The sequence below is a fragment of the Nonomuraea sp. NPDC023979 genome, assembly GCF_040639085.1.
Lineage (GTDB): Bacteria > Actinomycetota > Actinomycetes > Streptosporangiales > Streptosporangiaceae > Nonomuraea > Nonomuraea ceibae.
The window spans coordinates 62,897-83,804 of sequence record NZ_JBEZZG010000017.1 but is presented as its reverse complement, the minus strand read 5'-3'; the positions used below and the strand labels follow the sequence as shown (position 1 = coordinate 83,804).

Here is a 20,908-nt window from a genome sequence, read left to right as displayed (position 1 = left end):
CAAGTCGACTATCTCGCATAGTCGACTATGCACCATAGTCGACACAGGGCATGATGGACGCATGGAGTGGTCCCCGCGGATGACGGATCCGGCAGCCTCGGCCGGGGAGGCGGTCCGATGAAGCCCGCCGCCCCCGGAGAGCCGCCCCGGCTGGGCGCGCTGGAGGCGCAGGTGATGGACGTGCTGTGGGATCACGGGCCGGCCACGATCCGGGGCATCATCGGCCGCCTCCCCGGCGAGCCCGCCTACACCACGATCGCCACCGTTCTGGCCAACCTGGACCGCAAGGACCTCGTCACCTCCCGCAAGCAGAAACACTCGACCCTGTACGCGGCCCGCGTCGCCCGCGAGGAGCACGTGGCGTCGGTGATGAACCACGCCCTCGGCACCAGCAAGGACCGCGCGGCCTCGATCCTGCACTTCGTGGAGAGCATCCCCGACAGCGACCTCGACCTGCTGCGCGAATATCTGCGGCGGCGCGACGACGGACACCGGTCATGACGGCCCGGATCCTGGCCGCGCTGCTGATCCTGGGACTGGTCCTCACCGCGGTGGCCGGCCCGTGGGCCCTGCGCCGCGCGTCGCCGGTGCTGATGCGCCTGCCGCGACCGGCGATCGGGCTGCTCACCGGCGGCATCGTGGCCTGGGTGCTGGCGCTGCTCGCGCTCGGCCCGATGCTGGCCTGGGTCGTCTCCGGCCCCGACGTCCTGCCCAGCGGGGCGGCCCAGGTCTGCCGGCGCTGCCTGGCCGCCGCCAACCCGTTCACGGACATCCCGGTCGACACCGTCGTCCCGGTCGTGGCGCTGCTCGCGCTCCCCACGGCGGGCGCGCTGCTGCACGCCGTCTCGATCATCGTCGAGGCGCGGCGACGGCACCGCGGCACCCTGCGCACCGCGCGACGGCTCCGGGCCCGCAGCGAGCCCCGCCGGCTGCACGGCCACGCGGTGCTCGTCGCCGACGACCCGCACCCGTTCGCGCTCACCCTGCCACGGCGGCACGGCGGCATCGTGATCTCCACGGGCGCACTGGACGTCCTGGACCCCGGCGAACTGGCGGCGGTCCTCGCGCACGAGCACGCCCACCTGCGCCAGCGCCACCACCTCATCACCGCGGTCGTCGCCACGCTGACCCGCAGGCTGCGGTGGGTGCCGCTGATCGCCGCCGCCGAGGCCGCGCTCGGCCACTACCTGGAGATCGCCGCCGACGACACCGCACGCCGCCAGGTCGGGACGCCCGCCCTGGCCGGCGCGCTGCTCACCCTCGGCCAGAACGGCCGGCCGCACGGCGCGGCGCTGGCCGGGGCCCTGCACGCGCTCGGCCCCAACCGCATCCACCACCTGGTCCGGCCCCACACCGGCATGACCGGCGCGATCGCCGCCGTGGCCACCGCCTGCTGCCTGACCGCGCTCACCCTGCTGGCCGCCGCCGTCCACGTGCCGTACGTGCTGGCCGTGCTCACCGGGTGCGCCTGAGCCGATGCCCCGGGGATCCGGCTATTGACCTCGCCGGGCGAACTCGTCGGGCGTCGTGCCGCCGGGGAAGCGGGTGACGAAGTCGAGCACCCCCACCCAGGCCGGCCGGACGGCGATGCGGACCATGGTGGTGCCGGGCCGGTCGACCGCGGCGACGTTCGCGGCTCCCTGCTCCTCGCCGGCGTAGCGGCGCTGGGCGGCGGCGTACTCCTCGACGATGCCCTCGACCTCGGTGACCTCGGCGTTCCCCCGGATGAGGAGCGCCGAGGGCGGGGTGGTGGCGGTGTCGATGGTGATGGCGATGCCGGGACGGGCCCGTAAGGCCCGGACTTTGAGACCGCCGAAGGTGGAGAGCACGATCTCGGCGCCGGTCCAGTGGAACAGCATGGGGAACACCCGCGGCGTGCCGTCCTTGGCCACGTAGGCGACGCGGGCGAGCTCGGTGGAGTGGAGCAGCCGCTGGGCGACGCCGGTCTCCAGCAGGCGGAGGTCGCCCTGCGGCAACGCCGCCTCGGCGAGGCGGGTCATCGGGTGACGACGCGGTCGAGGTTGTCCAGGCACAGGTCCCAGCCCTCGCGAAGCTCGGCCGCCGCCTGCCGGTCGGGCAGGCCCGAGTGGGTCAGCACGACCGAGGTGAGGCCGTCCCGCTCGGTGATCTCCAGGTCGCAGCGCGATCCGGTGCCCGCCTCGCCCTCCTCGCCGTGCCAGATCCAGGCCAGGCGGGCGGGGCGTTCGACGACGGTGTAGACGCCGGTGGCGGTGTACTCGACGCCGTCGGCGTCGCGCATGACGACGCGCAGCCGCCCGCCGACGCGCAGGTCCACCTCGGCCTCGGAGGTGTCCCAGTCGGGGCCGGCGTGCCACCACTTCCTGATCACTTCGGGGTTCGTCCAGGCGTCGAACAGGGCGTCCGCCGGCGCCCGGTAGGTGCGTTCGATGCGGACGGCGGTCGACTGCGAGGTCGTTTCGATCATGGGTGTCTGCTCCTTGTCAGCCAGGTGTTCCTCGACGGCCTCGAACATGCGCTCCCAGAGGGCGCGCTGGCGGTCGACCCAGGTGACGGCGTCGACGAGCGCGGCCGGGTTCAAGGCCAGCCGGTGCGTACGGCCGACGACCTTGCGGACGACGACCCCGGCCTCTTCGAGGATCTTCAGGTGCTTGGTGATCGCCGGTTTGGAGACGCCCAGGTCCGAGGTCACCTCGCCGACGGTCGCGGGGCCGTCGCCCAGCCGTTCGATCATCCTGCGCCGGATCGGATGGGCCACAGCCCTGAACGGATCGTTCACCATGTGGCTAACAGTACACCCTTTAGTTAACGATGTCAGTGGGTCTCCGCGATCAGGTGGACGATGCCGGCCGGGTTCTTGATCCAGTGGGTCCGGGAGTCGAGGTTCTCCAGGGGCTCGACCTCGTCGCACGGGTGGACGCCGATGCCGGCCAGCTCGCTCACGGCCGCGTCCAGGTCGTCGGTGTGGAGCTGCAGCCACAGGTCGGGCCGGCTGTAGTTGTCGACGCAGTCGAGCCACAGCGTGTTGGGGCCGAACCGCACGGAATGGGTCCGCGAGACGGTCGGGGCGTAGGAGACGTCGTCCTCCTTGACGTCGAAGCCCAGGGTGTCGCGGTAGAAGGCCACGGTGGCCTCGTACTGCGCCTTGGGGATCTTCATGGCGATGTTCAGGCCGGCGGTGAAGGTCGGAGCGGTCATGGTCGTGTGTCTCCTCGGTTCGTCTCGGTGGCGTGCGGTGCGTCCTCGGTGGCGTCCAGGGCGTCTTCCAGGGCGGCCAGGCGGTCGTCCCATCTGTGGGCGAGCCTGGCCAGCCAGGTCTGGGCGGTGCGGATGGCGGCTGGTTCCAGCCGGTAGGGATGGCGGCGGCCGGTCGGGCCGGCGGAGCTGATCAGTCCCGCTTCGGCGAGCTGGCCGAGGTGCTTGGCGACCGCCTGGCGGCTGATCGGCAGTCGCCGTGCCAGGTCGGTGACGGTCGCGGGTCCGGCGCGGGCGAGCTCGTCCAGCAGTGCCCGCCGCGTCGGGTCGGTGAGCGCCGTGAACACCGCGAGGGCCTGGCTCTCCACGTCACCCGGTGGCATCGAGGTAGATCTCCAGCTCGGCGAGTTCGGCGTCCCACCCCTGGCTGTTGGCCGCGCGGGCGGAGCGGCCCACGTCGGCGGCGGCCTGGGCGAACCCGCTCTCCACCAGGCGCAGCCGCGTGCCCTCCGGCACCGGCTCCAGGGTGAACTCCACCAGCGTCCGGGCCGCGTCGTCCTCGGGCAGGCCCTCGATCGCCCACCGGAACGCGAAACGGCGCGGCGGGTCGACCACCGCGACGGTGGCGACGGATTCCTGGCCGAGGTCGTCCCAGCGGAAGAACGCGCGCCCGCCGGGTCGCAGGTCGATCTCCGCCACCGAGCCGAACCACCGCGAGAGCCCTTCCGCGGTGGTCAGCGCGGCCCAGACCCGCTCGACGGGGTGCCGGAGCACCACCACCCGTTCGATCGCGTCCGCGTCCATGCCCACCTCCTTCGCAACCTGTAGGTTGCCATCAATGGGCAACCTACAGGTTGCGACGGGTGTCCCGCAAACTCCGTCAGCCGGCCAGCGCGGACAGGACGCGGCTCAGGTCCCAGTAGGCGCGCAGCGAGACGATCCGCCCGTCGTCGTCGACCCGGTAGACGAAGACGCCGTCGTAGCCGACGCGGGCGCCGGTGGCGAAGCGGGCGGAGACCGAGGCCACGACCGCCGCCTCGGCCCCGGCGGGGTGCACCGCGGCGACCTCGAACCGCACCTGGCTGGGGGCGACGGTGAGCTCCCAGAAGCGTTCGAGGGCGGCCCGGCCGCGCAGGCCGGCGCCGTGGGGGTCCAGCGGCGAGCCGCCGACCGGGTCGTGGAGCACGGCGTCCGGCGCGTAGCAGGCGAGCCAGGCGTCCCGGTCGCCGGCGCCGATCGCGCTCATCGCGGTGAGCGCGGCGACGGCCGCCGGGTGGGTGGTGTCCATCGGGTGCCTCCTCAGGCCTGTGCTTGACGCGTGTCAAGCTAGGTCTACGCTTGACACATGTCAAGCACGCGCTCGCGCATCCTGGAGACCGCCCAGCGGCTCGTCACCGAACAGGGCCCCCAGGTCTCGATGGCCGAGGTGGCCCGCGCGGCGGGGATCTCCCGGCAGGCGCTCTACCTCCACTTCGGCTCCCGGGCCAGCCTGCTCGTGGCCGTCGTGCGGAACATGGACGCGCGCAGCGGCATCCGCTCACGCTGCGAGGAGGCCCTGACCGGGCCGGAACCCGTCGAGGCGTTCCGCGCCTTCCTGCGCGTCTGGCTGCGCTACGCGGCGACGATCCACCCGGTGGCCTCGGTGCTGCTGGCCTCCCGCCGCGACGACCCCGACGCCGCCGCGGCCTGGAACGACCGGATGGGCGAGCTCCACGAGGGCTTCCTCACCGCCGCCCGCCGGCTGCGAGCCGCCGGGCGGCTGCGGCCCGGCCTGACCCCGGACCTCGCCGCAGACCTGGCCTGGGCGATGACCTCGATCCCCGTCTGGGAGCAACTGACGACCGACCGGGGCAGGAGCGCCGCCGACGTCGAGGAGCACCTGGTCGGCGCCGTGACCGCCGCCCTCACCGGCGGCCCGCCGGCATGATCCGAAGCCCGTGAAACTCACCTGGAAGGGTTCCCGGCGACCGGGCAATCACCAGTGTCCTGACATTCCAGGTGAGAGAGACCATGCATGACCACGTTCCTCGACGGAGAGGTCGCCGATCCCGAGCGATTCGCCGTCCTCTTCGATGCCCATGACGAGGAGATCCGCCGCTACATCGGCCGTCGGCTCGATCCCGACGTCGCCGAGGACCTGGCGGCCGAGACCTTCCTGATCGCCTTCCGCCGGCGTGACAGCTTCGACGCCGCCAAAGGCGGCATCAGACCCTGGCTGTACGGGGTCGCCACCAAGCTCATCGGCCGGCACCGGCGTGCCGAGCTGCGGCGATACCGGGCGCTGGCCAGATCGGGGCCGCCCGTGGACGACGACGGCCATGACCAGCGGGTGGTGGACCAGGTCGCCGCGCGGGTGACCGTACAGAACCTGTCCGCCGCGCTCGCGGGGTTGTCGCGCGGCGAGCGCGACGTGGTGCTGCTCGTCGCCTACGGCGAGCTGACCTACGACGAGGTGGCGGCGGCGCTCGGCGTCGCCTACGGCACCGTCGCCTCCCGGCTCAGCCGGGCCAGGACCAAGCTTCGTGACGCGTTGGGAGTTGAGGTGTGATGAAGGAGTTCCAGCTCATCGACGAGGTGATGCCGCACCTGCCGCCCGCCGACCACGCGACGGCGATGGCCGCGCGCGCCCGGGTGCTGGGCGGTGTCCGGCGGCGGCGGCCGGTCTGGCCCAGGGTGGCGCTCGCGGCGGTCGCGGTCAGCGCGGTGATCGCCGGCGGCTTCGTGGCCGTGCCCCTCCTGGGCGGGACGGGCGTGCGGACGGCAACCGTGCCTGCCGCGGACGCGGCGGACGCGGTGCTCGACGCGGCGGCCGGCCGGCTGGCCGCCCAGCCCCCGGGGACCGGGGCGTGGTGGCGGCGGGAGATGGTGCGGGTGTCGCGGGTGCGGACCGCGACCTACACCGTGGAGCAGCGGGCCAGGGACGTGCTGTGGGCGAGCCGGGACCGGAAGGTCGGATACCGGCACCAGCGCGGCCCCGTCTCCGCCGAACCGCTCACGCCCGCCGACCGGCAGGCGTGGCAGGCCGCGGGCTCGCCCGACCTGTGCGACGACTGCCTGCCGGGAAAGATCTACTTCACCCCGCTGAAGCTGACGACGACGCCCGCGACGCGGCTGCCCGCCGAACCCGGGGCGCTCAAGGCCGAGATCCTGCGGGCCACCGACGGGCGGGCTCCGGAGGCGTGGCTGTGGGGGGCGAGCGCATGGCTCCTTCTCGACGCCGAGACCACCCCTGCCACCAGGGCCGCGCTCTACCGGGTGCTCGCCGGCCTGCCGGGTGTGCGGGTGGAGGACGGCGTCACCGACCTCGACGGCCGCACCGGGGTCGCGCTGACGTACGGCGAGGCGTCGGCCCGTCAGCAGATCGTCATCGACCGGGACAGCGGGCAGCTCCTCGCCATCCAGGAGAGTGACGGGTCCTCGGCGTATCTGGTCAAGCGGCTGGGCTGGACCGACGACCCGGCCCCGAAGGAGTCGACCTTCTCGTGACGCCGGCCCGCCCGGCGAGGATCACGTACGGTGCCGCGCGTCGGCCAGCAGGTCGCGCGCGGTCACGATCAGCCCGTGCATGGCGTGCTCGAACGCCTCGTCCACCGTCATGAGCGGCGCGGCTGCGACCGCCTCCCGAAGGTGCGGGACGGCCAGGCCGGGGTGGGCGCGCAGCCAGGAGGGCGGGGCGGGAGTGTGGTGCATGACCGGCTCGCCCTGGTCCTGGCGGTGGTCCACGAGCAGGACGAACGCGAACACTCGCATCGTCAGATCGTGGTGCACGATCTGCGCCTGGGCGACGCTCAGCCCGATCGCCCGCAGCATGCCCAGGAAGGCGTCGGTGTGGACGAGGCGGTTCGGGTGGATCGCCACGTCGCCGAGGTCCTCGTCCAACGACACCAGCAAGGCACGCGGGTAGCGCCGGTAGACCGCGCGCAGGGCGGCGCCGTACTCCCGGATGCTGCGTTCCCACTGCTCAGGATCCGGCCGCGGGGCCGGCCACTGCTCGATGAACAGGGCGACCGCGCGGGCCACGAGCTCGTCGCGGTCCTCGGCGTAGTTGTACAGGGCCCGGACCGTCACGCCGAGATGCTCGGCGAGCAGCCGCATGGTCACCGCGCGGAACCCGTGCACGCCCGCGAGGTCGAGCATCGTCTGGGCGATGAGGTCCTTGGTGAGCGTCGGCCGGCCCTTGCGCGTCAGCGGCCTGCGGCGGCGGCGCGGGCCGTCGGCGGGTCCGGTCCGGTCCGGTCCGGCTGTGTCGGGATCTTCGGGCACCGTCCGAGCATAACAACGTTGAACTTCACACAGTGTTGACTTTAAGCCGGGGCATGCATCACGATCACTTAGGTGAGCCTTACCAATCCCCAGCTCCCTGGCCGGGCGACGGCCGTTCGCGGCCGCGCGATCCTCGGCCTCGTCATCGCCGGCACCGCACTGGTCGTCATCGACATGACGATCGTGACCATCGGCCTGCCCGCGATCCAGGCGGACTTCGGCACGACGCTCGCCGGCGTCCAATGGGTGATCGTCGGCTACATGATCACCATGGGCGCGGTGACCCAGGTCGCCGGCAGCCTGTCCGATCGCATCGGCCGGCGCCGCATGTACCTGTTCGGCATTGCCCTGTTCACCCTCGCCTCGCTCGCCTGCGGCGCCGCGCCCACCCCGGTGGTGCTCGACCTCGCCCGCGCCCTTCAGGGAATCGGCGGCGCCGTCCTGATGGTGAACGCCCTGCCCCTGCTGTCGGACCACCTGGACGGGGAACGCCGCAACCTGGCCATCTCCACCTGGGGGAGTGCCGCGACCGCCGCCGGCCTGATCGCCCCGCTCCTGGGCGGCACCCTCGTCGACGCCTTCGGCTGGCGCGCGATCTTCCTGATCAATGTCCCCATCGGCGTGGCCGCGTTCCTGCTCTGCCTGCGCGTCCTCCCGGCCGACGCCTCCGGCCGGTCCGCCGCGCACGGCCGGATCGACTGGGCGGGCGCCGCACTGCTGATCGCCGCGCTCGCCGTGGCCGACTTCGCGCTGCTCCGCGGCGAGGAGCAGGGCTGGGCGTCGGCGGCGACACTGACCCAGCTCGTGATCGCGGCCGTCCTGCTCGCCGCGTTCCTCCTGCTCCAGTCCAGGTCCGGCGCGGTCACCCTGGACCTCGCGCTGTTCCGCAAAGCCGCCTTCACCGGGGCCGCCGCGGCGGTCTTCATCTCGCGCGTGCTGTCCATCGGCGGCACGGTCTACTTCGTGCAGTACTTCCAGGAGGCGCTGCACCTGAGCCCCACGCAGAGCGGCCTGCTGCTGGCGCCCGTCTTCCTGGCGCAGATGGCGGCCGGTCTGCTCGGCGGCAAACTCCTGAGCTGGTTCGCCCCCGGGCACGTCATCGCCGCCGGCTACCTCTGCAAGGCGATCAGCGCCACGTGGCTGGCCCTGGCCCTCACCCCGGCCGCCTCGCCGTGGCTGCTGACCATCCCTCTGCTCGTCTGGGGGGTCGGCGGCGGCATCGCCGGCGCGCCGGTGATGGCCGTCGCCATGAACGTCACCGACAGGCAGCGCGCCGGCATGGTCTCCGGCACGATCACCAGCCTGGCCTCCATCGGCGCCGGGATCGGCACCGCCGTGCTCGGCGCCGTCTACACCACCCGCATCGCCGGCGTCACCGCCGGACCGCGCGAGGCCGCCGTCGCCTCCGGCGCGTCGGCGGTGCTCTACGGTTGCGCGGGCCTGGCCGTCATCACGATGGTGCTGGTCCTGGCCCTCATCCCTCGGCGCGGGCGAGCATGAGGACGGGATCAGCCGGCGTCAGGACTGCGGAGGAACCGCAGGACGCGCTCGGCGACCGTCCGGGCCGTCTTCCCCTCCGGCCCGAAATGGTCCAGGCCGGGCAGGGTCTCCAGCTCGGCGCGGGGAAGGGTGTCGCGTACGGCATCGAACTCCGCCCTGCTCGCGCGCGGCGTACGACCCCCGCACAGCACCAGCACCGGGGCGGTGACGGCCGCGAACGCGGCAAGCCGGCCCTGCTGGGCCGCCACCTGCTCGTGCTCGGCCAGGCCGGCGCCCAGCAGCGGCCGCATCCGCTGCCAGCTCGGCCCGCGGAACCCGACCCGCAGCGCCATCCGCAGGTACCAGTACGGCAACTTGGCCAGAAAGGCGGGTGCACCACCCGCGCCCCGGATGAAATGAACGAACGCGCCATACGGATCACCCGCGGCCAGCCGCTCCCGGTACGGATCCATCCACCCCGTGGGCACCGGACCGGCGGGGACTCCGGGCTCGTACACCGCGACGCGCTCGAACACCGGGAACGACCGAGCGCCCTCGAGAACGACAAGGCCGCCGAAACTGTGCCCGAACGCCAGCCGCGCTCCGGTCTCCGCCTGGACGGCCAGCAGATCCTCCACCTCCTTGCCCAGGGAGTAGTCAGGCCCCTGCGGACCGCTGGCGCCGCGCCCCCGCCGGTCGACGACGTGCACGGTGAAGGAGCGGGCCAGAGCGGAGGCCAGCGGTAAGTAGTCCTGAGAGGTTCGCAGCGCGCCCCCGAGCACGATGAGACCCGGCCCGGCGCCCGACGTCAGATAGCTGATCGGCGTCCCGTCCGCGGAGAAGACCGTGCGCTGCTTCACCTGGCCGCCTCCCGCTCCACCCGGTCCAGCGTCGCGAGCAGCCGCGCGGTGTGCTCGGCGAACTCGGCATAGGGCACGCCGCTGTGCTCGACCAGAGCGGCCAGCTTCTCCTCGAACTCCTGCCGGAGCGAGGCCACGAGGCGCTCGCCCTTGCCGGTGAGGCTGAGCTGCCGGCGGTTCCCGCCCGCCGGATCGGGCTGCACGTCGAGCAGCCCGTCGGCGGCGAGAACGGCGGTCATCCGGCTCACCGACGGCTCGGTCACACCCAGGCCGTCGGCAAGGGCGCGCTGCGTCGAAACGCCCAGCTCGCTGATCAGGGTCAGCGCGAGAAAGCGGCTGTAGGAGATGTCATGCTCCGCCCGCAGCATCCGGTCCGCCGCCCGGTCAAGGCGGGCAAGGAGCACATGCAGGTTGAGACTGAGATTGCGTTCCACACCAGCTAACTTAGCATGCTAACTTAGCCTTGCAAGTCGGCTCGAAGTTTTGGTCAAAAGGCTGCCTCATCACCGGCCAGCCGACATATGGTGTCTCCGCCGTCCGTCTCTCGGTGGAGGTAGTGATGACCGATTCGGTGCCGTTGCGCCCGCCTGTCCTGGTCCGCCACTTCGACACGATCGCCGACGCCGGGCTTGCCGCCGGCACCGTGGTCCTGTTCGTCGCCGTCGCGCTGGGCACCGGCGTGACCTCGCCCTGGCAGCCGTGGCCCGGTGTGATCCCGGTGGCGCTGGGCCTCGGCGGCCTGCTGTTCCTGCGCCGCCGCCGGCCGATGACCGTGCTGCTGCTGTCGATCGCGGTGCTGGCGTTCTACCACGCCGGGGAATGGTCCCCCGCCGGGTGGATCTGGCCGCTGTCGGTCGCGTACGTGACCGCCGCCGCCACCCCGCACGTCCGCTGGGTCGCCGGCATCGGCGCCGCCCAGCTCGCCTATTCCGCTGTCGACGCCTGGTGGATCGTCGAGCGGAACCTGGAGCGCTACCTGATCCACACCGTCGGGGAGGCCGCCCTCCTGGCCCTGCTCATCACCGGCGGCATCGCCTGCGCCGCGACCCGCCGCTGGCGCGCCCGCCAGCCGGAGCGGCCCTGACCTGCCGTCGCTCGTCGCCGAGCTGCTGGATGTCTCGTCAGCCGATCAGGTTGTACGCCGCCGCCACGCTCAGGTAGGCCAGCGCCGCCAGGGTGACGGCGCTGTGGTGCGCCCGTCCGGCCAGGGTCCACCAGCTTTTGCGCCAGGCGAGCGCGACCGTTACCACCTGGGCGGCGGTCGCGACCGCGGCCAGGACGGGCAGGGTGGTGATGGCCGTGAACAGCGGGCTGCCGCCAAGGAAGAAGTCGGCCTGGTTGGCGTCGAAGTCGGCGACCATCGCCACGAGCGAGCCGGCCGAGGCCGTGACGAGCGCCGCGGTGAGCCAGCCCGGCAGCCCGGCCGGCCGGGGCGCGGGCGCGGGGGAGCGGCGGCGTGCCCGCCGGACGGCGAAGGCGACGGGCCAGCCCACCGCCGACAGCACCAGGACGGTCAGGCTGACGCCGAGCAGGCCGAGATGCAGCGAGGGCGACTGGTACCAGGCGAGCCGTTCCAGCGGCCCGGCCGGGTTCTCGGTGGCGAGCAGCCCGTCCGCGCCGAACCGGATCGTCCGGTAGCCGTTCTTCTCGCGGAACAGGCCGGGCGCGATCTGCGTCCACTGCCGGGTCTCCGGCGCCCCGAGCGCGGTCGCGCCGGTGGTCGTCAGCGTTCCGTCCGCGGCGGCGGTCACGGTCGTGACGCTGGTGAGCGAGCTCACCTTGCCGAGGTCGGTCATGTCGGCCGCCAGCGCGGTGCGGTACGAACCGGCGTACCCGGCCGGGTCGGGCAGCGGGCCGGCGGGCTCCGCCGCGGGGGCCGGGGCGGCGGCGAAACGGTCGGCGAAGGCGTTGACCAGCGCCCACGCGGAGTCGGGGCCGCCCTTGCCGTTGCCGTTGTAGGAGGCGTAGATGCCGATGTCACGGTCGGGGACGAGCGCGAGGACGGCGAAGTAGCCGGGGATGTTGGCCCGGTGCACGAGCAGGCGGCGGCCGTTCCTGGTGTGCTCCTGGAAGCCGTACGCCATGCCGGAGGTTCCTTCGGCGTTGCCGAACTGCCGGGTGTGCATCAGGCGCGCGGTCTCCGGCTTGAGGATCTTCCCGCCGTCGTCCAGGTGGGCCAGCATGAAGGCGGCCATGTCGGTCGCGGTGGAACGGAACCCGGCGCCGTGCGGCGGCATGTGCCCGTACTTCGCTCCCGTGGCCCTGACCTGGCGGTCGCCGCTCAGCCGGTAACCGGGCGCGAGGGCGCGGCCGATGGGGCCGGGCTCCGGCTGGGCCAGGGTGGAGCGCGTCATGCCCAGCGGGGCGAAGATGTTCCGCTGGACGTACTCGTGGAAGGGCATGCCCGAGCGGAGCTCGACCAGGTGGCCGGCCAGGCCCATGCCGTAGTTGGAGTACACCGCGCGGGTGCCGGGCGGGCGGATGCGGCGGGGCTGGTGGCCGGCGAGGTGCTCGCCGAGCCGGTGCACGTCCTGCGCGGTGGCCGCGCCGGTACCGAAGTCGCCGCCGGCGAAGCCCGCACTGTGGGTGAGCAGATGGGCCGTGGTGACCGGCTTGCCCGGGTAGGCGTCCTCGATCTTGAAGTCCGTGAGGTACTCGTTGACGTCGGCGTCCAGGTCGATGCGGCCCCGTTCGACGAGCTGCATGACGGCGGTGGCGGTGATCAGCTTGGCCACCGAGGCGGGGGCGAAGACGGTCTCGGCGGCGTCCACGGGACGGCGCGTCTCCACCTCGGCCACGCCGTAGCCCTGGGCGAAGACCTGGCGGCCCCCGGCCACCACGGAGACGGCCGCGCCGGGAATCCGGTGTTCGGCCAGTTGCCGGGTGACGAACGTGTCGGCGAAGTCCCGTACGGACTGCGCCGGGCTCTCGGCGGCGGCGGGGGCGGTGACGCTCAGGAACGAGACGGCGGCGCCCAGTGCGCACACCAGGGCACGCCGACGGGATGGTTTGCGTTCGAGCAGCATGAGCTGCTCTCCTTTCCTAGGGAACACGTACGCGTCAAGGCACGCCGTTCAGGCGTGGTCGTGCGGTTTCCGCTGTCCGGGGGCGAGTTGCCGCTCGCTCCCGGACCTCGTTCACAGGTGGTTCAGTCGACGCTGCGCAGGATCCGCTCCACCGCCGCGACCCTCTCGGTCAGCTCCGCGAGCCTGGTCTGCACCTGGTCCTGCTTCTGTACGGCCTGCTCGGTGAGCTCCCGGTACCGGGCCATTTCGGCCGCCAGGACGTCCGTGCGATGCCGTTCGAAGCGGAAGTAGAACGCCAGGCAGGCCGTGATGCTCCCGAACAGGATCAGCATGACCGCGATGGGGATCACGATGGAACCGACGTCGATCACTGCGGGGTCTCCTGCACGTGGTGGGGTCCTTCCTCGTCGTCCGCGCGGAGGGCCGCGAGGACGGTGCCGATGTTCAGGGTGAGCTCGAAGGGCAGCAGCCGGAGATACTTCATCGCCTTGCCGTCGGCCGACAGCTCCAGCTGCCCTTCGACCAGCCGGGCCTTCTCCAGCCGCTCCAGATGCATGTAGAGCAGCGGGCGGGACACGCCGACGCGGCGGGCAAGCTCGCTGACGTGCACACGCTCTCCGGCGAGCTCGGCCAGGATGCGCAGCCGCACCGGGTGCCCGAACGCGGCCAGCAGCTGGAGCAACTCTTCACTGGTCAGCATGCCGTCCTTTGTGCGCGCCGGTTTTCACCTGTTAGTTGAGTCTGACAGGTGGAAGATGGAGCGTCAAACGTTGCGTTCGGTCATGCCCTCCGGGCACCGGCGAGCGCCGAGGCGTGGCAGGCGTCAGGCGTCGAAGCGGCGCCGGGCGGACTCGATGTGCCCGAAGTGCTCGTGGGTCCAGCCGCAGAGCAGGTCCACCGTGGCGCGCAGGGCCTGACCGGGCCCGGTGAGCGTGTACTCGACCCGTGGCGGCACCGTCGGATACACCTTCCGCTCGGCCAGGCCGTTGCGCTCCAGCATGCGCAGGTTCTGCGTGAGCATCTTGTGGCTGATGCCCTCGACCTCGGTCCGCAGCTCGCTGAACCGCAGGGTGCGCTCGCCGAGCGCTTCGATGATCAGCAATGCCCACTTGTTGGCGACGTCAGAGAAGATCTCCCGCGCCAGGGAGTCGGCGCGCCGCAGATCCGCTTCGTCGGACAGGTTGCTGAGCTCTTTGGTCACCATCAGGTTCCCCAGTCACTGAAAAGTGCGTTCTTCCATGTCAGCGCACACTCTCCTACAGTTCCTGAGTAACCGCAAGAAACTATCGATGGAGAAGATCGTGGCTGTTACGCTCATCAACCCTGAAGGACACGTCCGCGTGCCGCTCTACCACCACGTCGCGGTGGCGACCGGAAGCAGGCACGTCCACCTCGCCGGTCAGGTGGCCTGGGACGAGAACGGCGCGCTGGTCGCGCCCGGCGACCTGGCCGGGCAGGTCGCCCAGGTCTACCGCAACGTCGCCAAGGCGCTCGGCGCGGCGGGGGCGACGTTCCACGACGTCGTCCGTTTCACCTGGTACGCCGCGGGCTGGAAGAGGGAGATGTACGACGCCTTCAACGCGGGCGTCGAGCAGGCGGCGCGCGAGTTCGACCTCGCCACGCCGCCGGCCGCGCTGATCGGCGTCGACATCCTCTTCGAGCCCGGCATCCTCGTCGAGGCCGAGGTCACCGCGATCGTCGACTGAGCCGCGTCACCCCCAGACAGGCCCTCAGGGGAGGAAGGCGGCGCGGTCGGCGGCGGGCAGCCATTGGCGTCCGGGGTCGAACGGGCGGAACCGGTCCCTGACGAAGCGGGCGAGCGACGTCAGCAGCGGATGGTCGTTGTGCCGCCGGCGGAGCAGCGAACAGGGATACACGGGGACCGGGTCGACCACCGGGATCTGCACGGTGCGCGCATGGCTGGGCAGGCGGCACCACTCGCCGACGAGGCCGACGCGCTCACCTGAGGCGATCCCCTCGACGTAGTACTCCCAGCCGAAGTCGGGGCCCGAGTCGTCGATGTGGACGCCGAACTCGGCGCCGAACAGGTGCCAGAAGTCGGCCCACTCGCTGCCGGCGGCGTTGCCCGGCATCCACACGGTCATGCCCGCCAGCCGCCCCGTCTCCACCTGCGGCAGAGCGGCCAGGGGATGGTCGCGGCACACCAGCAGGTGCGCCTGCTCCAGATAGGCGGGGCTGGACACCAGGTCGTCGCCCAGCGGCCCGCAGGCCCGCGCGAAGGCCGCGTCCACGGACCCGTTCGCCAGCGAGGCGCGCGCGGAACGCAGCCCGTTGGAGGTGACGATGTCGATCTCGGCGTCCGCGGTGACCTGGTGGAAGGCGCGGATCACGTCGATGGAGGCCAGCCGGGTGTCCAGGACGTCGACACGCAGGGTCCGCCGCCGGTTGCGCAGCATCTCGGCCGCCTGGTCGGCCAGGCCGACGAGGGCGCGGGCGTGGTTGAGGAACGCCCGGCCGTCCTGGGTGGGCTCGGCGCCGACGCGCGTGCGGGACAGCAGCCGTACGCCGAGGTCCGTCTCCAGTTTCGCGATGCGCTTGGAGACGGCCTGCTGGCTGATGCCGAGCGTGGCGGCGGCCTCGCTGAAGTAGCGCTCGTCGGTGACGGCGACGAAGGCGCGGACCGCCGCGAGGTCCAGGTCAACTGGTGGTACCACCGCTGGTTGTGGACGGGCGGCGTGTCGGTTGTTGGACAACCCGGCTTCCTCTCGGGTCGAATGCGGGGTCTTCGCCGCAGCGTACAACCAGGGGGAGTGGATAGTGACGGGGTCCTTCGTGCATCTCCACGTGCACACCGAGTACAGCATGCTCGACGGCGCGGCCAAGGTCGGCCTGCTGATGCAGGAGGTGGCGCGGCTCGGCATGCCGGCCGTGGCGATGAGCGACCACGGCAACGTGCACGGGGCGTACGAATTCCACCAGAAGGCGCGCAAGGCGGGCATCAAGCCGATCATCGGCATCGAGGCGTACGTCGCCCCCGCCTCCAGGCACCACCGCAAGCCGGTGTACTACAGCGACGACCTCTCGCTGCGCCGCTCCGACGACGAGACCGGCGAGGGCGGGGACGTCTCCGGGCGCGGCCTGTACACGCACATGACGATGTGGGCGGCCGGTGCTCAGGGCCTGCGTAACCTCTTCCGGTTGCAGTCCCGGGCCTGGCTCGAAGGACACGTCCAGAAATATCCGCGCATGGATGACGAACTGCTCGCCGAGCACGGCCAGGACATCATCGCCACGACCGGCTGCCCCTCCGGCGAGGTGCAGACCCGGCTCCGGCTCGGCCAGTACGACCAGGCCGTCGCGGCCGCCGCCCGCTACCGCGACATCTTCGGCCCGGACAACTACTTCCTGGAGCTGATGGACCACGGCCTCGCCATCGAGCGCCGGGTCCGCGACGACCTGCTGAGGCTCGGCAAGGAGCTCGACCTGCCGCCCCTGGCCACCAACGACTCCCACTACGTCACGGAGAACCAGGCCCAGGCCCACGACGCGCTGCTGTGCGTCGGCACCGGCAAGCGGCTCGCCGACCCCGACCGCTTCCGCTTCAGCGGCAGCGGCTACTACGTCAAGCCCGCCGAGGAGATGCGCGCGTCGTGGGACGCCGAGGTGCCGGGCGCCTGCGACAACACGCTGCTGATCGCCGAGCGGGTCGGCGACTACGGGGAGGTGTTCGCGCACCGCGACCTGACGCCGCGCTTCCCCGTACCGGAGGGCGAGAGCGAGTCGAGCTGGCTGCGCAAGGAGACGCTGGAGGGGGCGCGCCGCCGCTACGGCGGCCGGCCGTCGCAGGAGGTGCTGGACCGGATCGACTACGAGCTGTCGGTCATCGACGCGATGGGGTTCCCCGGCTACTTCCTGGTCGTCGCCGACATCTGCCGGTACGCCCGCGAGCACGGCATCGGCCTGGGCCCCGGCCGGGGCTCGGCCACCGGCTCGATGGTCGCCTACTGCACCGGCATCACCCAGCTGGACCCGATCGAGCACAAACTGATCTTCGAACGCTTCCTCAACCCCGAGCGCGTCTCCATGCCGGACGTCGACCTCGACTTCGACGACCGCCGGCGGGACGAGATGATCGACTACGTCACCCGCAGGTACGGCGAGGACCGGGTCTGCCAGATCGTCACGTTCGGCACCATCAAGGCCAAGGCCGCCATCAAGGACTCGTGCCGGGTGCTGGGCCTGCCGTACGCGCTCGGCGACCGCATCACCAAGGCGTTCCCGGCGGCGGACGGCGGCAAGGAGATCCCGCTGGCCGCCATCCACGACCCCGGCCACCCCCGCTACGGCGAGGCCGCCGAGCTGCGCCAGATGTACGAGCAGGACCCCGACGTCACCAGGGTGATCGACGCCGCCACCGGCATCGAGGGCCTGACCCGGGGGACCGGCATCCACGCCGCCGGTGTGATCCTCTCCAGCGAGCCGCTCATCGACGTGATCCCCCTGGTCAAGCCGAAGACGGACGGGCCCGTCATCACCGGCTTCCCCTTCACCCAGGCCGAGGAGATGGGCCTGCTGAAGATGGACTTCCTCGGCCTGCGCAACCTCACCGTCATCGGCGACGCCATCGCGAACGTCCGCGCCAACAAGGGCGTCGAGCTGGACGTCCTGGAGATCCCGCTCGACGACGCCGCGACGTACGAGCTGCTGGCCCGCGGCGACACGCTCGGCGTCTTCCAGCTCGACAGCGGCGGCATGCGGGTGCTGCTGAAGCTGATGCAGCCGACCACGTTCACCGACATCGCCGCGGTGAACGCGCTGTACCGGCCCGGCCCGATGGAGATGAACGCCCACACCAACTACGCGCTGCGCAAGACCGGCAGGCAACCGGTCGAGCCGATCCACCCCGAGCTGGAGGAGGCGCTGGAGCCCATCCTGGGCGACACGTACCACCTGGTGGTCTTCCAGGAGCAGGTGATGGCCATCGCCCAGCAGCTCGCCGGCTACTCACTCGGCGCCGCCGACATGCTGCGCCGGGCCATGGGCAAGAAGAAGAAGGAGGTCCTGGACGCCGAATGGGACCGCTTCTCGGCGGGCATGCGCGGGCGGGGCTTCTCCGAGGAGGCCGTCAAGGCGGTGTGGGACGTCCTGGTGCCGTTCAGCGGCTACGGCTTCAACAAGTCGCACACCGCCGGCTACGGCCTCGTCTCCTACTGGACGGCCTACCTCAAGGCCAACCATCCGTGTGAATACCTGGCGGCGCTGCTCACCTCCGTCGGCGACGACAAGGACAAGATGGCCGTCTACCTGGCCGACTGCCGGCGCGCGGGCATCAAGGTGCTGCCCCCGGACGTCAACGCCAGCCGGCAGGACTTCGCCGCGGTCGGCGCCGACATCCGCTTCGGCCTGGGAGCCGTCCGCAACGTGGGCACGGGCGTCGTGGACGCGATCGTCACCTCCCGGGAGACCAAGGGCCAGTACACCGACTTCAACGACTTCCTCACCAAGGTCCCCGCCGTCGTCTGCAACAAGCGCGTCATCGAGTCCCTGGCCAAGGCCGGCGCCTTCGACAGCCTGGGCCATCACCGCCAGGCCCTCGTCGCGGTGCACGAGCAGGCCGTCGACGCGGTCGTCGACCTCAAGCGCAACGAGGCCCACGGCCAGGACTCGCTGTTCGGCGAGCCGGGCCGGAGCAGCGCGTTCTCGACCACGATCCCGGAGGGCGAGTGGGACCGCGCCACCCTGCTCGCCTTCGAACGCGAGATGCTCGGCCTGTACGTCAGCAGCCATCCGCTCGACGGCGCCGAACACGTCCTCGACGCCAACCGCGACACCACCATCGCCGAGCTGCAGACCTCCGGCCGGCAGGACGCGCCCGTCCGCATCAGCGGCATCGTCTCCGGCCTGCAACGCAAGATCACCAAACAGGGCAGCCCCTGGGCGATCGTCACCCTCGAGGACCACGACGCCGCCGTCGAGTGCCTCGTCTTCCCCAAGACCTACACCCTGTACGGCGAAGCGCTGGCCGAGGACCGGGTGATCTCCGTACGGGGACGGGTCAACGTCCGCGACGAGACGCTGAGCGTGTACGGCGAGGAGATCAAAGTCCTCGACGTGTCACACGCGAACGCCGAGCCGCCCGTGGTGCTCTCGATCCAGGAGAGCCGCCTGAACGCGCGCGTCGTCTCGGAGCTCAAGCACATCCTGTCCGCCCATCCCGGCCGCGCCCCCGTCCACGTCCGCCTGCACCGCCAGGGCGCCAAAGGGCTGCTGCTGAACCTGCAGCCCTTCCGGGTCGCCCCGGAGCCGGCCTTCTACAGCGACGTCAAGGCCCTGCTCGGCCCAGGAGCGATCTGGCAGGGCTGACCCGGCGGCCCGGAGTCGTGGCGCTTCGGCGGTCAGGTCCAGTTGGTGCTCGTCAGGACGTGGCCGTCGCACGCCAGCAGGGCCCGCGAGACGCGGCCGTGGAGGTTGTTGCCGATCTTCGTGTAGGCGTAGGTGACGCCCGGGTCGACGGTCTCCGAGACCCAGCCGTCGGCGCGGGCGGCGCCGGAATTGGAGCGTTCCAGGACGGCGGCGCAGTTGGTGCGGGAGTTCTCGATGCGGGCGAACGAGCCGCACCGGTCGGAGTAGAAGTATTTCAGGGCCATGCCGCCGGCGGTTCTGGTCGGCCCGACCTGCCGGAAGGTGCCGGCGCAGCCGCCGACGGTCGGGTACTGGCCCTCGAACCCGTAGGCCCCGTAGTTGCCGCCCGAGAACGACGCGGCGTCGGCGGTGAGCGGGGTGAGCGCCAGCAGCGCGGCGGCGCCCGAGGCGGTCAGCAGGGTCTGGAACGATCGGCGGCGCATGCGAACCTCTTTCGTCAGCGGGCTGGGCGGCCATCGCGTGATCCTCCGCGTGGTGCGCACGTCAAGACCGATGGCCGCAGACATCAGTGTGACGTCCGCGCAGCCGCTGACCAGGCAGATCGAGACCGGGGACTCCTACTTGTCGCGCCGCTGCCCTCGTTCCAGGAGGGCGAGGGCGGTCTCGGCGGCGGCGAGGTCCTGCGGGCCGAAGCCGATGAGCTTGGCCACCGTGACGTCCTCCGGCGTGCGGCGTCCGGGAACGCGGCCGGCCAGGACGTCGCCGATCTCGCCGTCCACGCGGCCGGCGCTCACCTCTCCGGCGTCGACGACGGCGCGGATCCGGCCGGCGGTGTGGAGCGGGAGACTGGGCATGGGCGGAGTCCTCATCCGGGCAGGGTGTCCAGGGTTCCCCGGGCCACCGCGGTCACGTGTCCGCCGACGCGGACGTTGTGCAGGTCTTCAGGCCGGCCCTGCGGCAGGACGGTGAGCAGGCTCGGCCGGCCGGCGAAGCGCCCCTGCCGCAGCACGAACTCCGCCTCGGCCGGGACGAGGCGGTGCCTGGCCAGATAGGCGCCGACGCAGCCTGCGGCGCTGCCGGTCGCGACGTCCTCCAGGACGCCGTCGTTGTTCCAGTGGCGGCCTTCGAGGGCCTCGACGTCGACCAGGTACGCGAACTGCGCGCCATGACGGGCGAGCAGATCCGCGAAGTCGTCGCGGACGATCCTCGCCCCGGCCAGACCTCCCACCACCGGGACGACGAGGTAGCGCAGCCCGGTGGAGACGACCTCCAGGGGAAGATCGGCGAGCGCGGTCTCCGGCAGGCGCAGGGCCGTGGCGATCTCCCGCCTGCCCCCGGCCGGCACGGTCGCGAGGAACCCCGGCCTGCCCTGGTCCACCGCGGCGTGGTGCCCGGCGGCCGTACGGTGGGTGGTCACCGCGACGGTCCTGTGGCGCAGGCGGAACCGCCACCGCCGCGGGCCGGGATCGCCGTCGCGCTCGTGCAGGACGGCGGCCGCCCCGAGGACGGGGTGCCCGGCGAAGTCCAGCTCCTCGAAGAGGTCGAACACCCGGGCCCGGACCTCTCCGGTCTCGCCGGGCTCGCTCAGGAAGATCGTCTCGAAGTGCCGGAGCTCCTGCGTGATCGCGAGCATCTGGGCGCCGGACAGGTCCGGGTGTCCGGGAAAGACGGCAAGGCTGTTGCCGGTGTACGCCGTGGCGGCGAACACGTCGACATGGCGGTAGCTCAGGGGCATCAGGGTTCCCGGGGTCGGCGCGAGGGCGGGTGGATACCTCGACGCTA

26 protein-coding genes are annotated in these 20,908 nt (G+C 71.9%); 9 read left to right on the top strand and 17 right to left on the bottom strand.

Annotated features, from left to right (window positions below; all coding sequences use genetic code 11):
- The first annotated feature begins 117 nt into the window (after positions 1 to 117).
- Together AB0G11_RS27460 and AB0G11_RS27455 are read left to right on the top strand one after the other, a co-directional pair.
- On the top strand, positions 118 to 501 hold the full coding sequence (locus tag AB0G11_RS27460) for a BlaI/MecI/CopY family transcriptional regulator (RefSeq protein WP_219509338.1): 384 nt from the start codon (positions 118 to 120) through the stop codon (positions 499 to 501).
- Positions 498 to 1,472 carry a M56 family metallopeptidase gene (locus AB0G11_RS27455; RefSeq protein WP_219509339.1) on the top strand — a complete coding sequence of 325 codons (975 nt, stop codon included), beginning with the start codon at positions 498 to 500 and terminating at the stop codon, positions 1,470 to 1,472. Before AB0G11_RS27460 ends, AB0G11_RS27455 begins: the two co-directional genes overlap by 4 nt.
- Positions 1,473 to 1,493: 21 nt before the next feature.
- On the opposite strand, the gene AB0G11_RS27450 is transcribed toward AB0G11_RS27455, so the two are convergent.
- The 6 genes from AB0G11_RS27450 to AB0G11_RS27425 form a co-directional block, all read right to left on the bottom strand.
- Entirely contained in the window at positions 1,494 to 2,000 is a 507-nt protein-coding gene (locus AB0G11_RS27450) for a pyridoxamine 5'-phosphate oxidase family protein (RefSeq protein WP_357589283.1), read from the bottom strand.
- Complete coding sequence (locus tag AB0G11_RS27445; RefSeq protein ID WP_357589281.1) at positions 1,997 to 2,761, bottom strand: metalloregulator ArsR/SmtB family transcription factor; 765 nt, start codon at positions 2,759 to 2,761, stop codon at positions 1,997 to 1,999. Before AB0G11_RS27445 ends, AB0G11_RS27450 begins: the two co-directional genes overlap by 4 nt.
- Positions 2,762 to 2,793: 32 nt before the next feature.
- Positions 2,794 to 3,177, bottom strand: a complete 384-nt coding sequence (locus tag AB0G11_RS27440; protein ID WP_357589279.1) for a VOC family protein — start codon at positions 3,175 to 3,177, stop codon at positions 2,794 to 2,796.
- Positions 3,174 to 3,557, bottom strand: coding sequence for a metalloregulator ArsR/SmtB family transcription factor (locus AB0G11_RS27435; RefSeq protein WP_357589277.1), 384 nt, complete (start codon positions 3,555 to 3,557; stop codon positions 3,174 to 3,176). The genes AB0G11_RS27440 and AB0G11_RS27435 overlap by 4 nt, the downstream gene beginning before the upstream one ends.
- A complete protein-coding gene (locus AB0G11_RS27430; RefSeq protein ID WP_357589275.1) occupies positions 3,544 to 3,978 on the bottom strand; it encodes an SRPBCC domain-containing protein in 435 nt (144 codons plus the stop codon). The genes AB0G11_RS27435 and AB0G11_RS27430 overlap by 14 nt, the downstream gene beginning before the upstream one ends.
- Positions 3,979 to 4,054: 76 nt before the next feature.
- Positions 4,055 to 4,462, bottom strand: a complete 408-nt coding sequence (locus AB0G11_RS27425; RefSeq protein WP_357589273.1) for a nuclear transport factor 2 family protein — start codon at positions 4,460 to 4,462, stop codon at positions 4,055 to 4,057.
- 57 nt (positions 4,463 to 4,519) lie between these two features.
- Here AB0G11_RS27425 and AB0G11_RS27420 point away from each other — a divergent pair, with 57 nt between their 5' ends.
- The 3 genes from AB0G11_RS27420 to AB0G11_RS27410 all read left to right on the top strand — a co-directional run bounded on the left by AB0G11_RS27420 (position 4,520) and on the right by AB0G11_RS27410 (position 6,660).
- Positions 4,520 to 5,101 carry a TetR/AcrR family transcriptional regulator gene (locus AB0G11_RS27420; protein ID WP_357589271.1) on the top strand — a complete coding sequence of 194 codons (582 nt, stop codon included), beginning with the start codon at positions 4,520 to 4,522 and terminating at the stop codon, positions 5,099 to 5,101.
- Positions 5,102 to 5,188: 87 nt separating this feature from the next.
- A complete protein-coding gene (locus AB0G11_RS27415; RefSeq protein WP_357589269.1) occupies positions 5,189 to 5,722 on the top strand; it encodes an RNA polymerase sigma factor in 534 nt (177 codons plus the stop codon).
- Positions 5,722 to 6,660: a CU044_5270 family protein gene (locus AB0G11_RS27410; RefSeq protein ID WP_357589389.1), complete on the top strand. Its 939-nt coding sequence runs from the start codon at positions 5,722 to 5,724 to the stop codon at positions 6,658 to 6,660. Before AB0G11_RS27415 ends, AB0G11_RS27410 begins: the two co-directional genes overlap by 1 nt.
- A gap of 21 nt (positions 6,661 to 6,681) precedes the next feature.
- Here the strand turns inward: AB0G11_RS27410 and AB0G11_RS27405 are convergent, their stop codons facing one another.
- Positions 6,682 to 7,437, bottom strand: coding sequence for a helix-turn-helix domain-containing protein (locus AB0G11_RS27405; protein WP_357589267.1), 756 nt, complete (start codon positions 7,435 to 7,437; stop codon positions 6,682 to 6,684).
- Between the two features lie 72 nt (positions 7,438 to 7,509).
- Between AB0G11_RS27405 and AB0G11_RS27400 the strand changes: the two genes are divergently transcribed.
- Positions 7,510 to 8,937: an MFS transporter gene (locus AB0G11_RS27400; RefSeq protein WP_357589265.1), complete on the top strand. Its 1,428-nt coding sequence runs from the start codon at positions 7,510 to 7,512 to the stop codon at positions 8,935 to 8,937.
- 8 nt (positions 8,938 to 8,945) lie between these two features.
- Here the strand turns inward: AB0G11_RS27400 and AB0G11_RS27395 are convergent, their stop codons facing one another.
- Positions 8,946 to 9,776: an alpha/beta hydrolase gene (locus AB0G11_RS27395; protein WP_357589263.1), complete on the bottom strand. Its 831-nt coding sequence runs from the start codon at positions 9,774 to 9,776 to the stop codon at positions 8,946 to 8,948.
- On the bottom strand, positions 9,773 to 10,210 hold the full coding sequence (locus tag AB0G11_RS27390) for a MarR family transcriptional regulator (protein WP_357589261.1): 438 nt from the start codon (positions 10,208 to 10,210) through the stop codon (positions 9,773 to 9,775). Before AB0G11_RS27390 ends, AB0G11_RS27395 begins: the two co-directional genes overlap by 4 nt.
- A 125-nt stretch (positions 10,211 to 10,335) precedes the next feature.
- Here AB0G11_RS27390 and AB0G11_RS27385 point away from each other — a divergent pair, with 125 nt between their 5' ends.
- Complete coding sequence (locus AB0G11_RS27385; protein ID WP_357589259.1) at positions 10,336 to 10,860, top strand: hypothetical protein; 525 nt, start codon at positions 10,336 to 10,338, stop codon at positions 10,858 to 10,860.
- 37 nt (positions 10,861 to 10,897) lie between these two features.
- Here AB0G11_RS27385 and AB0G11_RS27380 read toward each other — a convergent pair whose 3' ends face one another.
- The 4 genes from AB0G11_RS27380 to AB0G11_RS27365 all read right to left on the bottom strand — a co-directional run bounded on the left by AB0G11_RS27380 (position 10,898) and on the right by AB0G11_RS27365 (position 14,006).
- Complete coding sequence (locus AB0G11_RS27380; RefSeq protein WP_357589257.1) at positions 10,898 to 12,802, bottom strand: serine hydrolase domain-containing protein; 1,905 nt, start codon at positions 12,800 to 12,802, stop codon at positions 10,898 to 10,900.
- Positions 12,803 to 12,924: 122 nt separating this feature from the next.
- Entirely contained in the window at positions 12,925 to 13,173 is a 249-nt protein-coding gene (locus AB0G11_RS27375; RefSeq protein ID WP_357589255.1) for a hypothetical protein, read from the bottom strand.
- Entirely contained in the window at positions 13,170 to 13,502 is a 333-nt protein-coding gene (locus AB0G11_RS27370) for a winged helix-turn-helix domain-containing protein (protein ID WP_357589253.1), read from the bottom strand. Before AB0G11_RS27370 ends, AB0G11_RS27375 begins: the two co-directional genes overlap by 4 nt.
- Before the next feature lie 123 nt (positions 13,503 to 13,625).
- A complete protein-coding gene (locus tag AB0G11_RS27365; RefSeq protein ID WP_219509353.1) occupies positions 13,626 to 14,006 on the bottom strand; it encodes a helix-turn-helix domain-containing protein in 381 nt (126 codons plus the stop codon).
- A gap of 97 nt (positions 14,007 to 14,103) precedes the next feature.
- Here AB0G11_RS27365 and AB0G11_RS27360 point away from each other — a divergent pair, with 97 nt between their 5' ends.
- Positions 14,104 to 14,508: a RidA family protein gene (locus tag AB0G11_RS27360; RefSeq protein WP_357589251.1), complete on the top strand. Its 405-nt coding sequence runs from the start codon at positions 14,104 to 14,106 to the stop codon at positions 14,506 to 14,508.
- Between the two features lie 24 nt (positions 14,509 to 14,532).
- Here the strand turns inward: AB0G11_RS27360 and AB0G11_RS27355 are convergent, their stop codons facing one another.
- Positions 14,533 to 15,477: a LysR family transcriptional regulator gene (locus tag AB0G11_RS27355; protein WP_357589249.1), complete on the bottom strand. Its 945-nt coding sequence runs from the start codon at positions 15,475 to 15,477 to the stop codon at positions 14,533 to 14,535.
- 103 nt (positions 15,478 to 15,580) lie between these two features.
- Between AB0G11_RS27355 and dnaE the strand changes: the two genes are divergently transcribed.
- Positions 15,581 to 19,126 (top strand): DNA polymerase III subunit alpha, encoded by a 3,546-nt coding sequence (dnaE, locus tag AB0G11_RS27350; RefSeq protein ID WP_357589247.1) that lies wholly within the window; start codon positions 15,581 to 15,583, stop codon positions 19,124 to 19,126.
- 32 nt (positions 19,127 to 19,158) lie between these two features.
- Here dnaE and AB0G11_RS27345 read toward each other — a convergent pair whose 3' ends face one another.
- The 3 genes from AB0G11_RS27345 to AB0G11_RS27335 all read right to left on the bottom strand — a co-directional run bounded on the left by AB0G11_RS27345 (position 19,159) and on the right by AB0G11_RS27335 (position 20,861).
- Positions 19,159 to 19,608, bottom strand: coding sequence for a hypothetical protein (locus AB0G11_RS27345; RefSeq protein ID WP_357589245.1), 450 nt, complete (start codon positions 19,606 to 19,608; stop codon positions 19,159 to 19,161).
- Positions 19,609 to 19,743: 135 nt separating this feature from the next.
- On the bottom strand, positions 19,744 to 19,980 hold the full coding sequence (locus AB0G11_RS27340) for a hypothetical protein (protein WP_357589243.1): 237 nt from the start codon (positions 19,978 to 19,980) through the stop codon (positions 19,744 to 19,746).
- Positions 19,981 to 19,991: 11 nt separating this feature from the next.
- Entirely contained in the window at positions 19,992 to 20,861 is an 870-nt protein-coding gene (locus AB0G11_RS27335) for a PhzF family phenazine biosynthesis protein (RefSeq protein ID WP_357589241.1), read from the bottom strand.
- Positions 20,862 to 20,908 lie beyond the last annotated feature (47 nt).